The sequence below is a fragment of the Paraliobacillus sp. PM-2 genome (assembly GCF_001368815.1).
Classification (GTDB): Bacteria; Bacillota; Bacilli; order Bacillales; family Amphibacillaceae; genus Paraliobacillus.
This window is the reverse complement of record NZ_CTEI01000001.1, coordinates 289,032-301,387: the sequence shown is the minus strand read 5'-3', so window position 1 is coordinate 301,387 and position 12,356 is coordinate 289,032. Positions and strand designations below refer to the sequence as shown.

At 34.5% G+C, this 12,356-nt stretch carries 13 protein-coding genes and 1 pseudogene; 2 read left to right on the top strand and 12 right to left on the bottom strand.

Annotated features, from left to right (window positions below; genetic code table 11):
* Positions 1-78 precede the first annotated feature (78 nt).
* The 5 genes and pseudogenes from BN1058_RS01365 to helD all read right to left on the bottom strand — a co-directional run.
* Positions 79-317: pseudogene (locus BN1058_RS01365) on the bottom strand (HTH domain-containing protein); the annotation flags it as partial.
* Positions 318-409: 92 nt separating this feature from the next.
* Complete coding sequence (locus tag BN1058_RS01360; RefSeq protein ID WP_090851772.1) at positions 410-988, bottom strand: HAD family hydrolase; 579 nt, start codon at positions 986-988, stop codon at positions 410-412.
* A gap of 80 nt (positions 989-1,068) precedes the next feature.
* The gene (locus tag BN1058_RS01355; RefSeq protein ID WP_090851769.1) at positions 1,069-1,536 is read right to left on the bottom strand and encodes an NUDIX hydrolase; all 468 of its coding nucleotides are present in this window, start codon (positions 1,534-1,536) and stop codon (positions 1,069-1,071) included.
* 69 nt (positions 1,537-1,605) lie between these two features.
* Positions 1,606-2,445 (bottom strand): aldo/keto reductase, encoded by an 840-nt coding sequence (locus BN1058_RS01350; protein ID WP_090851766.1) that lies wholly within the window; start codon positions 2,443-2,445, stop codon positions 1,606-1,608.
* Positions 2,446-2,548: 103 nt separating this feature from the next.
* The gene (gene helD / locus BN1058_RS01345) at positions 2,549-4,903 is read right to left on the bottom strand and encodes an RNA polymerase recycling motor HelD (protein WP_090851763.1); all 2,355 of its coding nucleotides are present in this window, start codon (positions 4,901-4,903) and stop codon (positions 2,549-2,551) included.
* Positions 4,904-5,306: 403 nt separating this feature from the next.
* Here helD and BN1058_RS01340 point away from each other — a divergent pair, with 403 nt between their 5' ends.
* The gene (locus BN1058_RS01340; RefSeq protein ID WP_090855862.1) at positions 5,307-6,488 is read left to right on the top strand and encodes an MFS transporter; all 1,182 of its coding nucleotides are present in this window, start codon (positions 5,307-5,309) and stop codon (positions 6,486-6,488) included.
* A gap of 50 nt (positions 6,489-6,538) precedes the next feature.
* Here the strand turns inward: BN1058_RS01340 and BN1058_RS01335 are convergent, their stop codons facing one another.
* The 3 genes from BN1058_RS01335 to BN1058_RS01325 all read right to left on the bottom strand — a co-directional run bounded on the left by BN1058_RS01335 (position 6,539) and on the right by BN1058_RS01325 (position 8,667).
* A complete protein-coding gene (locus BN1058_RS01335) occupies positions 6,539-7,090 on the bottom strand; it encodes a DUF6241 domain-containing protein (RefSeq protein ID WP_090851761.1) in 552 nt (183 codons plus the stop codon).
* A 30-nt stretch (positions 7,091-7,120) separates the two neighbouring features.
* Complete coding sequence (locus tag BN1058_RS01330) at positions 7,121-8,017, bottom strand: DUF1002 domain-containing protein (protein WP_090851758.1); 897 nt, start codon at positions 8,015-8,017, stop codon at positions 7,121-7,123.
* Between the two features lie 269 nt (positions 8,018-8,286).
* Positions 8,287-8,667 carry a RidA family protein gene (locus tag BN1058_RS01325; RefSeq protein ID WP_090851755.1) on the bottom strand — a complete coding sequence of 127 codons (381 nt, stop codon included), beginning with the start codon at positions 8,665-8,667 and terminating at the stop codon, positions 8,287-8,289.
* A gap of 406 nt (positions 8,668-9,073) precedes the next feature.
* Here BN1058_RS01325 and BN1058_RS01320 point away from each other — a divergent pair, with 406 nt between their 5' ends.
* Positions 9,074-9,475, top strand: coding sequence for a secondary thiamine-phosphate synthase enzyme YjbQ (locus tag BN1058_RS01320; protein WP_090851752.1), 402 nt, complete (start codon positions 9,074-9,076; stop codon positions 9,473-9,475).
* 74 nt (positions 9,476-9,549) lie between these two features.
* Here BN1058_RS01320 and BN1058_RS01315 read toward each other — a convergent pair whose 3' ends face one another.
* The 4 genes from BN1058_RS01315 to BN1058_RS01300 all read right to left on the bottom strand — a co-directional run bounded on the left by BN1058_RS01315 (position 9,550) and on the right by BN1058_RS01300 (position 12,289).
* The gene (locus tag BN1058_RS01315) at positions 9,550-10,284 is read right to left on the bottom strand and encodes an NAD-dependent protein deacylase (RefSeq protein WP_090851749.1); all 735 of its coding nucleotides are present in this window, start codon (positions 10,282-10,284) and stop codon (positions 9,550-9,552) included.
* Between the two features lie 35 nt (positions 10,285-10,319).
* Complete coding sequence (locus tag BN1058_RS01310; protein WP_090851746.1) at positions 10,320-11,321, bottom strand: acrylyl-CoA reductase family protein; 1,002 nt, start codon at positions 11,319-11,321, stop codon at positions 10,320-10,322.
* Positions 11,322-11,616: 295 nt separating this feature from the next.
* Positions 11,617-11,871: a hypothetical protein gene (locus BN1058_RS14415; RefSeq protein WP_090851743.1), complete on the bottom strand. Its 255-nt coding sequence runs from the start codon at positions 11,869-11,871 to the stop codon at positions 11,617-11,619.
* A gap of 130 nt (positions 11,872-12,001) precedes the next feature.
* A complete protein-coding gene (locus BN1058_RS01300) occupies positions 12,002-12,289 on the bottom strand; it encodes a hypothetical protein (RefSeq protein ID WP_255306941.1) in 288 nt (95 codons plus the stop codon).
* Between the last annotated feature and the right edge of the window lie 67 nt (positions 12,290-12,356).

Sequence of the window (12,356 nt, the reverse complement as noted above, 5' to 3'; positions counted from 1 at the left end):
TTGTATTATAGCATAATTTATTTAAAATAGGAACAAGTGTTCTTATTTACATTTAAAAGTCCTTACCACCTATGCCATTTTCCGATATGCTTCACGCCATCTTTTACCCGAGGATTGTATACGTTTTTTCCAATAATATCTATATCGAATCCATGATCCTCGAATATTTGTTTTGGAAATTTACCTTTTTCATTTTCAATAATAAAAATTCTTTTAAATTCTTCAGTATAAGTGATCGCCTTTTCACTAACAGATTTTACATAGAGATTTTTAGATAATATTTTAATTTCCTTTTCCGTAAATAATCTCTTACTCATATTTTTTCCCCATTTACTGTTTTTTCTTTATTATTACACAAAAGTACCCTATAGGTAGACTTTTTTTAAGTGTCTACTCTATAGGGTACATTTTAAAAATCTGTCCATTCTTTTTCTTGGTCTAACACTTGCTTCCAGTGGCTAATATGTTCCTCCTGTTTACTAAAACAATAGAATTTAGAGTATTTTTGTTCAGGTAATTCTTCCACCCAATCAATTTCCTTTTCCATCGCGTCTTTTCTTTCTATCCATTCATTAATGCCGACTCCATTTGGTTTTGGGTCTTCTACTTCAGCAGCGAGGATCTTAATATCTTCTTTTAGCGCAACACGCATGCCTTTTGTTGGGAAAAGCTCATAATAGACACGATGTTCACGTGCTTTCTCAACAATTCGCTTTACAAGATCAAATGGCAGACTATGTTCTTCAATCTTTTCATCACCTAAATACGTTGACATTCCATTTGAGCTAATTACACCATCTACATTAAAGTCATGTGGCAAAGCTGAAAAAACTTCACCTCTTGATCGTCCAGTTGCAATAAAGACAAGGATTCCTTTTTCTCTTAATTGCGTAATTATTTGTTTCGTTTTTATACTTGTTTGATTATAGTTATCTAGTATCGTTCCATCCATATCAAGAAAAATTGCTTTTGGATCTTTTTGTCTCATTATCTCACTCTCCCTTTTTTCACAAGCATCATTAGTATAGCATCTCTATCAGTCTAAAGAGTAATTCTATTGAGCAAATATTAGCGTATAATTGGCCGTTGAACATTCGACTTCAAATCCCGAATCACTTTTTGTTGACTCGGAAAAAGGTTATCCGGCAAATTATCTAATGAAAAAAATGCTGCATCCAATGACTCTTCATTTTGCTTAACTAGCTCTCCACGGAATTCATGACAAGTAAACCAATGTTGGACAAGTTCTACTTGATCGCCGTTTACTAATGTTTTTTTATTTCCTGTCCCAGAATATATGCTAAACAATGTTAGAGCACCTAGTTGTAGACCTGTTTCTTCAAAAACTTCTCGCCTTACTGTATCTTTTACAGACTCACCTAACTCCATGTAACCACCAGGGAATCCCCATGTTTTGTTATCTGAACGCAAATGTAATAAGATTCTTCCAAACTCGTCAAATATAATTGCTCCACATACGACCATTATTAACGGTTTATGACCAACCATATCACGTACATAACTAATATAATCCATTCTGACTCTCCCTTGTATTTTTATTATCTATTGTACAACAAAATGGCGCCCATACGAGCGCCATTGCTATTATAACTTATTCATTTCATCAGGATCTGGTCCAATACGTTCATCTCTATTTAGTGTATAAATAGCATCCATATCTTCACGTGATAATTCAAAATCAAATATAGATGCATTCGCAACAATACGTTCTTCCTTCACTGATTTTGGAATTGTAACAACACCACTTTGCACATCCCATCTCAGAATAACTTGAGCGGTAGTTTTACCATATTTATCAGCAATTCTTTTAAGTACAGGATTATCTAATAATTGGCCTTGCTTTAACGGTGACCAAGCTTCCATTTGAATATGATGCTTTTTACAATAGTTACGCAAAGATTCCTGTGATAGATGTGGATGAAATTCCACTTGGTTAACCATCGGCACAATTTCTGCATCTCTTATTAACTCATCTAAATGATGTTCTTTAAAATTACTTACCCCAATTGCCTTAATTTTTCCATCTTTATATAGCTTCTCCATCGCCTTCCATGTATCTTTAAATTTGGCTTGTTCTGGCACCGGCCAATGAATTAGATATAAATCTAGATAATCTAGATCAAGGCGTTTTAATGTTGCTTCAAATGCTGCTAATGTTGCTTCATAGCCTTGATCACTGTTCCAAAGCTTTGAGGTGATAAAGAGTTCATCACGAGAAATGCCAGATTCTTCAATTGCTTTTCCAACCCCTGATTCATTTCCATAAAAAGCAGCAGTATCAATACTTTTATACCCATGGTTTAATGCTGATTTAACTGAATGAATCACTTCATCTCCGTCTTCAACCTTATACACACCTAACCCTAACCATGGCATTTTTACACCATTATGAAGTGTAACGGTGTCTTGTAAATGTGTTGGCATTTGTAAGCCCTCCTTTTTTATGGTAATTTTATTTTCGCATATAATGATTTTTTATTAAACAAACGTGCTTAAGAATGAACTACAGTTTTTCTAACATAAGCGTTTATTGATAAGTCTCTCCAACTGAATGTATTTTGTAATGTTTGAAGTTTTGTTTTGGAACCTGTTGAATAAATGGACTAATCTCACCAAGAGATATGACATATAAATCATGCATTGCTCTTGTACAAGCGGTATAAAGTAAATTTCGTTCTAATTCATTGTTATACCTAGTTTTTGAAGCATTATAAATAATCACCGCATCAAATTCAATTCCTTTTGCTAAATAAGCAGGAATGACAAGTAATCCTTGTTCAAAGGTGTGCGAACTTGGATCAAGTAATGTGACGTCCATTTGTTTTTTTAAATACGTATATATTTTTTCACTTTCTTGCAACGTCTTACATATAATTGCAATGGTTTGATGACCCTTTGCTTTATAAAGCTCAATTGTCTGTAGTAACTTATTCTCTACTACTCGTACATCATCTACCTCCATCACTTCAGGAAGTGCACCATCGCGATTAAACGCCTCTATTTTATCCCCTTGAGGCATCCATGATTTGGTGAACTCTACGATTGGTCTGGTTGATCGATAACTTCTCATTAGTTCTATCTTTTCAAAATTAGCTTCATTTCGCTCTGCTAACACATTGTCTTCTTCTAATGCATGCACATAAATGGCTTGATTCATGTCCCCTAACAATGTCATACGACTATTCGGAAAAATATGTCTTAGATAGGCAAATTGAAAGGGTGTATAATCCTGTGCTTCATCTATAATCAAATGTTTAATCGCTCGATTAGCCTGAAAGCCTACTAAACGTCTTTCAAAATACAGATAAGGCGTAGCATCTTCCCACGTCAATAGGTTGGCTTGAAGATTTTTTTTCGTTTCTTCGCAGATATCTTTCCAATTCTCCGGTGTAGTCGATATGTCCAGCCGATCTCCTTTATTAAATAATTGTATATATGTTTGCAATATATCAATAAAACGGAACCGTTTAATTTTTTCACGTAGCGGTTTTAATTTCTTTTTCATCACTTTTTTACGTAGTAATGCCTCTTCACTCACATGATGCATAAAGGTATCTTCTGAAAAATTTGCTTGCTCTTCTAGTTTTTGATGAACTTCTAAGTAATCGTCCTTTTCAAGTAATTCAGATTCCTCTAATACCCAATCTTTTTCTTTTTCTTTTTTTTCTAGCGCATCAATCTGTTCCAATAACCAGTATCTCATTTTTTCAAAACGAAGCGGTATGGATAAATTAGATGGTAAAGCATAAAAGAAATTACGCATTTTCTTTTTAGATACAACTATTTTTCCACGAAAACGAATATTACGAAACTCCAAACCATCCTGTTTTAAATCAGCTAAAAATTGATCTATAAGCTGCTTAAAGGATGTACTCGCTTTATATCGCATCGCATCTATTCTCACTGGTGGATTGTTTTTATTTGCTTGCAAATAATATTCCATCTGTTCAAATGGAGATTCTACTTTAAATTGATAGCCCAAATGGGTATCTACATAACGATAGAATGTTGTTTGCTTTATATTATCTTCCCCTAACTCCGGTAATACGGTAGAAACATAACTATTAAATAACGGATTTGGAGAAAATAAAATCATATTCTCTGAAGAAAGTTCCTCTCGATATCGATATAACAAATAGGCAACGCGTTGCAGTGCAGCCGATGTTTTTCCGCTTCCAGCAACACCTTGAACAATAAGCGTTTTGCTACGTTCGTTGCGTATGATTTGATTTTGTTCCTGTTGTATTGTTGCAACAATGCTTTTCATCTTTGAAGAAGCATTTCCACCTAAAACAGATTGTAATAAGTGGTCTCCTATTGTTAATCCAGTATTAAACATTCCCTTTAATTGTCCTTGACGAATAATATATTGCCGTTTTAACGTTATTTCACCGTGTACTTGTTCATCTATTGCTTGATAGGTTGCTTTTCCAGGTGAATAATCGTAATACATACTTGAAATTGGTGCTCGCCAATCATAAATAAGGAAGTCCTCGTCTTTTTCATCCATTAATGATGCCATGCCAATATAGATGGATTCTACAGTTGTTTCTCCTTCTTCTTGAAAATCAATTCTACCAAAGTATGGTGATTGATGTAATCGTTCTAATTTATCCAATTCTTTTGATAATTGCCCATGACTACGTTCGCGTTCAGATAAAAACTCCGCTTGCTGTTTTAAACTTGCTTGAGTTTCAATGATATCGTCCATTTCTTCTAGATTGACAGTGACATCGTCCCAAAAGTTTTTACGTATATCAATTACTCGATCCTTTAGTGTTTTTATATATTTACTAAGATTATCTATTTTATAATTAATAATGTTCTTTACTTGATTCACACGTTCTTCTTCTTTCTTCCAATCTTTATCCTGTTTATCCACGTTTTAGACCTCCACTTTAAAACTACAAACATAGTTGTAGGTTTATTTTAACACTTCAAACGAACGCATACATTATGTAGTAATTATTATCTTGCCACATAACAAAGGTACTTAGCAATTTTTTCACACACCTAATTATACATATGTTACTTTCAGTATTTAAATCATTTATATCCTAATGATCAAATCTGCTTTTTTATTGCTAGTCATAATTTGCTACTACGATTGGATGATAAGCATTATTTAAAAATACTTGATCTGCAACTATAATCCCTGGTTGCACCCCCTTTAAAATTTCGCCTAGGTAAGCTATGATAGATATTTAGTGTATCGAAATTTACGTACGTTGAAAGAAGTGGTCAAGTTGAACGAAGACAGATCGATTAACAAGAATCTTTTTATTATGTGGTTTGCGAATTTTTTCATTGCAGGTAGTATTACCATGGTATTACCTTTCTTATCACTGTATATAGAAACATTAGGTGATTTTTCTAATGCATATGTCCAGAATTGGTCAGGCTTAACTTTTGGAGTAACCTTTGTTGCTGCATTCATCTTCTCACCTATTTGGGGTAAAGTTGGTGACCGTTACGGGAGAAAACCTATCCTTGTATTCTCTGCTTTTGGATTAGGATTGTGTGTGTTTCTTATGGGGTTTGTCACTTCTGTTTGGCAATTATTCTTCTTACGACTTTTCATGGGCGTATTCACAGGTTTTATTTCCATGTCTCAAGCATTGATTTCTACACAAACACCTAAACATATTGCTGGAAGAGTACTAGGCACGCTTCAAACAGGAAGTGTTACTGGAACATTAATGGGCCCTTTATTCGGGGGAATTATTGCTGATACTATTGGTTATGCTACTAGTTTTAAATGGCTTTCTATCATATTATTCGTCTCCGGTATACTTGTCCTTACAGGTATCCAGGAAAGAAGAATACAAGTGGAATCTGGACAACCTACAAGCTATTCAAGTAAAGAAGTACTTACTCATATCATCAAACATCCCATGCTTTTAATGGTCATGCTTGTATCTATGTTTATACAAATTGCACATTTCAGTATCCAGCCGATCCTTTCGTTATATGTGAATGACTTGCACGGACCAGAAAATATTGCATTCTTTTCTGGCGTTGCTTTTTCTGCAGCTGGACTTGGTAACTTAATGATGGCGAGGAATTGGGGAAAGGTAGCTGATCGAATGGGTTACATAAAAATTCTAATCATTCTGTTGTTTTTTGCTGCAATCTTCTATTTACCCGGAGGATTTGTGACAAATATTTGGCAGCTTGTTATTTTACGATTTTTACTGGGCATTACTATCGGTGGCATTATACCTGTTCGAATTGCATATATCCGGCAAGAAGCCCCTATTGCCATGCAAGGAGAAGTTTTGGGATACAATACAAGCATTCGTTTCTTTGGTAATATCATAGGCCCAGTATTGGGCGGTACACTTGCAGGTGGGTTTGGATATACAGCTGTTTTTATTGTAACTAGCTCTTTACTATTGGCTTGCGGAATTACCCTTCTTTTAACATATAAAAAATATCCAGAACCCGAAAGAAACTATTCCAATTAAATTTCTCTATAAGAAAGCTACAAATCAATTTGATCTGTAGCTTTTTATCTTTATTGTTTACTATTAATAAATGCTTCTTCTTCTGATTCACTCAATATGTCTGTAGCTTTTCCAATCGTTCCACCTTGCATGCGCCATACCGTATTATGATCCTCATCTGCTTGAGAGAAATCATCATTGCTCCAACGTTTTAGAATGGATTGATACGCTGCTTCATTTTCACCTAGTTCAACCTGTTCTAACCCTTCTAATAACCAATTAATTCTCTCTTCGGTAATAAGATAAAAACCCCACTTTTCATCTGCTTTTACTTTTTGATGAGACATTTGATGAATATATTCTTGGTAGTCGCTGTTTGTAAGTCCCGTTTGTGAAGTAGTATCACCAAAGGGATTTAAATCCTTATCTTGGTTATTTTTAAATTTTTCTTCAGACAATTCAGTTACTTGTTTACCTTCTGTTTCTTTTTGTTGTTGATCAACTTCACTATCGGGCATATTGCTATTGCTATAGAAATCTTGATATATCTGAACACCAAAAAAACTTAATACGCCAATTAATACTACAACTAAAGTCATAACAATCCAATGATATACTTTCATCCATTTACCTCCTACTTTAACGCTTGAGGCTTACTCCGAAGCAAAAATATTTTTTAATCCATCAATAATACTAGCAAAAAATTTTTTTACACCTTCCCAAAAACCAGGGTCGTTTGCTACATCAGAAATTCTATCTTTTATGTTTTTTGCGATATCTTCCAATTGGCTAGTCACCTTGCCAAAATCAATATTAATATCTTTCATTTTATTAAATAGATTGGTTAATGTCTCCATGTCTTCTTTGCTCAGTTGAATATTAAGCTCCTCTAGTTGATCTTTCACAATTTTTTCTACTTCTTCTTTTGAAGCAGGGTTTTGTTCCGAAATTTTTTGTTTAATCTCTGTAAGTAATTCACTTACTTTTTCTTGATCAATTCCCTCGTTATTAGCAAGATCGGTAGCAATTTCTAATTCCTCGTTAGCCACTTCCATTCGATCTCTATCCAATGACTCTCCATCGACATTAAATGCTTTGTATATCCCGGTTAGCGCTGAATGCCCACTTACCTTCACAGGTGAAGCAACATCAACTTCTGCGTTTTCTACACCTGCGGTTAATAATGCATTGGCATACATTTCTTTCGTTACTTCTGTTATATTATCATCATTAACCACATTTATTACTAAGCCAAACCCTTTATTTTTTCTTGTTATTTTAGCGGAAGAATACATGTTTGAGCTTGGATCACCGCCAATATAATTAGCCAAATCTTCTCCTGTTACTATATATTCCTGGACAGCATTATTGTCTGTTACATCTAATAGTTCTCTTACTGTTTGTTTTTGAGCATCAGAAAGTGCATCCCCAAAAACAACACGTGGCACGCCATTCTTCTCATTAATACTATCATCATTAGCTACTACATTTGTGGCAGAACTGAGCAATACAATAACTAAAACGGCAATGATTAATTTAAATGGTTTCATTGTATTTAATCTCCTTTTATATATCTGTTTTCCCTATGATATTGTTAATCTACCATGGTGAAAAACCCTATTTTTACTATATTGCAAACAACATGTAAACATTAATGGAATAAATAACCACATACATAGTTTACTATACGTTAAGGTTATTTATAAGCAAAAGAGTAAAACTTTTATCGACTGTTTTCGATACAGTTTTACTCTTTTGCTTATAGGATAGAAAACGATCTGCTAATCATGTACTCTATTTATTTTTAATTTTAGAATCATTATCGTTTAGCGATAACATCCATTTCTACATTAACTCCCTTAGGTAATTTGCTTACTTCTACTGTTGCTCTTGCAGGATATGGCTCTGTTAAATATTTTGCATATGCTTCATTTATCTTAGCGAAATCATCCATATTCGTAATATAAATGGTAAACTTGGCAACATGTTCAAAAGTTAATCCCGCTTCTTCTAAAATAGCTTCTAAATTACGCATTACTTGATTCGTTTGTGCTACTACATCACCTTCTACCACCTGCATGGTTTCTGGATTTAATGGAATTTGACCTGAAACAAGAACAAGTTCTCCTAAATCAATGGCTTGTGAATAAGGTCCAATAGCTTGCGGTGCTTTATTTGTTTGAATTGCTTTACGTGTCATCTAATCATCCTTCCTGCATTTATCCGGATTATTCACAGTAAAAGTAAATGCCTCCGTAATCTGTAGATACTTCGCTTTCCACGGGCACGGATTCAGCTAACTCCGTAAAGCAAAAAACGCTTTACGGAGTGGATCTTCAGCTCGTGCTGTTCCCGTAGGAGTCTTCATATCTACAGATTACTAACAAATTATGTCTTTCACTTTTTAGGTGAACACACCCTTGATGTAATACACACTATTATCAAGGAGACTAAACTTAAATATACATTTTCTATGAATAATTCAGGATTTATTATCTTATTCCTTTTCTGAAAAATAACAAACGTTTTCTTTTAAGTTATTTTAACATATTTGATTTTTTTAGTAGACTAATAACAAAAGATGTTTGAGAAAGGACGGGATTTTAGTGGAACACACTTTTTCTTTACGAACAAATGCTCATGATCAAATGATTGATATTACATCAGAAATTAATCAATGGCTAATGGAACAGGAAATAAGTAACGGTATTGTAATTATTTCTTCCATGCACACCACAGCAGGAATCACTGTAAATGAAAATGCTGATCCAGATGTAAAAACTGATTTTTTAAGAAGATTAGATGAGGTCTACCCATGGGAACATTCAAAAGATTTGCACATGGAAGGGAATACAGCCGCACATCTAAAGGCAAGTACAGTTGGCCATGCCCAAACGATGATTCTATCAAACAAAACACTAATACTTGGTACGTGGCAAGGGATTTATTTCTGTGAATTTGATGGACCTAGAAATCGAAGGTATCATGTGAAAGTTATAGAGGGATAAGTAATAAAATAGCAGGATAGATGGGAAATAATTATTACGGTCCATCTATCCCTACTACTTTTTTTAAAAAAGGTTTACATCGTGCCTTTTATTTTTTCCATCGTGTTTAGTAGATCGTCATGAATGATCCAATTAAACAACCCGTCCATAGGTGTAGCGTCTCTATTGATTAATGCTATTGGTATCTTCATTTCTGCAGCCGTGTAAGGTAATAAACTAAAAGGAGTTACCATTAAAGAGGTTCCTAATACAACAACTAAATCACTTTGTCTAATTGCATACACTGCTTGCTCATGGAGTGTGATTGGATCACCAAAAAGCACAATATCTGGTTTTAGTACATCTCCACAGCCATTTTGATTACATAATGGCACATAAGAATGTAATAAATAATCTAATTCGTAGGTTGTTTGACACATCGGGCAAGTAGCAGTATTCAAATTCCCGTGATATTCCAAAACATGTTGATTTCCAGCATGTCCGTGTAAACCATCTACATTTTGCGTAATAATGGTTATATCTTTTCCTTGGTCTTCCAACGCTTTCAAAAACAAATGTACTTTGTTTGGTTGATAATTTTTTAGAATCTTCACCCGAAAGATTTCTTTATATTTGTGCCAAAAATCTTCTGGATTCTTCATAAAATATTGACGTGACATATAATATTCGCGTGACTTGTCTTCCGTCCACAAACCATTGGTAGATCTGAAATCTGGAATACCACTTGCAGTCGATACACCAGCACCCGTGAGAAACGTGATTCTGTTTGAATTTTTCATCATAACAGCAAGTTCTTCTGCTTGCGACATATAATCACCTCTTACTCCTATTAAACGACGATGTATTACTGTACACGAACAATAATACGTCCCAATGATTTCCCTTCGAGTAATGTTGGTAGCACTTCTGATAGTTGGTCTAATGAAATCTCTTTATGCATAATCGTATCTAATACATCTGTAGCTGGTTTCAGATCGGTAGCCATACGATTCCAAATCTCTTTTCTTTTGCTCATTGGTGTATAAACAGAATCTACACCTAACAAGCTAACACCTCGTAAAATAAAGGGATAGACAGATGTTGGTACTTTTATGCCACCAGTTAAGCCACTGACAGCAACCGCTCCATCATAGTTTAATTTACTTAAAATAGCAGCAAGGGTTTGTCCACCAACTGGATCAACTGCTGCACTCCATTTTTGTTTATCTAATGCGCGGACCTTTTCTTCATATACATCATTTCTTCCAATCACTTCTTTTGCACCAATGGATTTTAGAAAACTTACCGCCTCTTCCTTTCCAGAGCTAGCAGTAACACGATATCCTCTTTTAGCTAGCATAGCAATTGCAAAGCTACCTACGCCACCTGTTGCGCCAGTGACTAATACCTCCCCTTGATTTGGAGTTAGTCCATTTCGCTCTAGACGATCAACGGAGAGTGCTGCAGTAAAACCAGCCGTACCGTATAACATGGCTTCCTTCATTGTTAGACCTTCTGGTAAAGGAAGCACCCACGCAGAAGAAACCCTTGCATATTCACTAAATCCACCATCATGTGATACGCCAATATTATAGCTTGTTGCAATGACTTGATCCCCTTCTTCAAATTGATCATCGGCCGATTCCACTACTTCACCCACAAGATCGATACCAGGAATGAAAGGATATTTTTTTACAATCGCACTATTATCGGTATTTGCCATCGCATCTTTATAATTGACACTTGAATAGTGTACTTTAATTAAGACTTCACCTTCAGGTAAATCATCTATTGTAAGTTCTTTTACAACCCCTACTACCTTTTCATTTTCTTTTGTTAACTGATATGCACGGAATGTATCTACCATGTTCTTCCTCCTAGAATGAATGATTGTTTTTGCGTTGTTAAATCTTAATAATTTAACACGCTTTCTATTGATGCACACTTTAAAAGTATAAACTATACACATTTTTTTAACTAAATTAGATTAATCTAACAATGAATAATTATCCTCTTAGTATTACGTTATCATAAATAATCTTTCTTTTGTCATGTTTTGTTTATTCTTTATCTTTTGAAAAAGTATATGTAGTGTTTTCTATTGTATAGAGAGGTTGTTTTATCAATTAAGCAACCAAACGTTTTATTGCAATAAACCTTTATCAAGGGATCAGAGTAAATACGATTATAATAAGAACACTCAACCCGATAAATCCACACAGAACATAGCCGATAATTCGGATTGGCAACGGTAAGCTTCTGCTATTGAATTGCCGGAGATTTGTAGACGGGTAACCTTCAATGCTTTGCAAATGATTCATAGCATCATTAAACGGCTTACCTTCGTTGTCGGTGTTGTCATACTGTTCAAGACGTTTTTCAACACGCTTTCTAACCTTTTCAAGATCCTCATCCATGCAAGCCCCTCCAATTTTGCATCTCTCTCCATATTATACCAAACTTCATTTTCCAATCAAAACACGTGTGGACCTTTTTTCATCGCACGAAAATTATTAAGTGGACGCTTTAAATGAAATCTCCTTTAATTTAAGGCATTGAACTTGTAATTGCTTCAATGATTAAAGCAAATAGACCTAATAAGATTGTTATCACAGTTGTCCAAAACAACACACTTCTTAGTAGTTGAAATAATCTTCCTTTAACCGTAATACTTCGAAAGAATAAAGAAAATAGTATTCCTAATATGATTGTGCCCATCCACGAAATCATGCCTACTTGTGTTACTAATTGTCTCCAATCAAATATCCAAAAGTAAAGAATCAACATGTGAATAGCTATCAACGGTATAGTTAAGATCATCAAAATCTTTGCCAATGATATCCCCCCTTATTCTAAATACATGGATTTTTCTAAAGGTTATAAAGGCAGTCCTCGCTCAATA

Excerpts from the sequence above, each read along its gene's own strand:
- BN1058_RS01335 (WP_090851761.1), bottom strand. The coding sequence starts at position 7,090 with ATGAAAGTATATCATTGGATTGTTATGACTTTAGTTGTAGTATTAATT.
- BN1058_RS01355 (WP_090851769.1), bottom strand. The coding sequence starts at position 1,536 with ATGGATTATATTAGTTATGTACGTGATATGGTTGGTCATAAACCGTTA.
- BN1058_RS01330 (WP_090851758.1), bottom strand. The coding sequence starts at position 8,017 with ATGAAACCATTTAAATTAATCATTGCCGTTTTAGTTATTGTATTGCTC.
- BN1058_RS01360 (WP_090851772.1), bottom strand. The coding sequence starts at position 988 with ATGAGACAAAAAGATCCAAAAGCAATTTTTCTTGATATGGATGGAACG.
- BN1058_RS01310 (WP_090851746.1), bottom strand. The coding sequence starts at position 11,321 with ATGGTAGATACATTCCGTGCATATCAGTTAACAAAAGAAAATGAAAAG.
- BN1058_RS01325 (WP_090851755.1), bottom strand. The coding sequence starts at position 8,667 with ATGACACGTAAAGCAATTCAAACAAATAAAGCACCGCAAGCTATTGGA.
- BN1058_RS14415 (WP_090851743.1), bottom strand. The coding sequence starts at position 11,871 with ATGGATGAGGATCTTGAAAAGGTTAGAAAGCGTGTTGAAAAACGTCTT.
- BN1058_RS01315 (WP_090851749.1), bottom strand. The coding sequence starts at position 10,284 with ATGTCGCAAGCAGAAGAACTTGCTGTTATGATGAAAAATTCAAACAGA.
- BN1058_RS01350 (WP_090851766.1), bottom strand. The coding sequence starts at position 2,445 with ATGCCAACACATTTACAAGACACCGTTACACTTCATAATGGTGTAAAA.
- BN1058_RS01340 (WP_090855862.1), top strand. The coding sequence starts at position 5,307 with ATGTGGTTTGCGAATTTTTTCATTGCAGGTAGTATTACCATGGTATTA.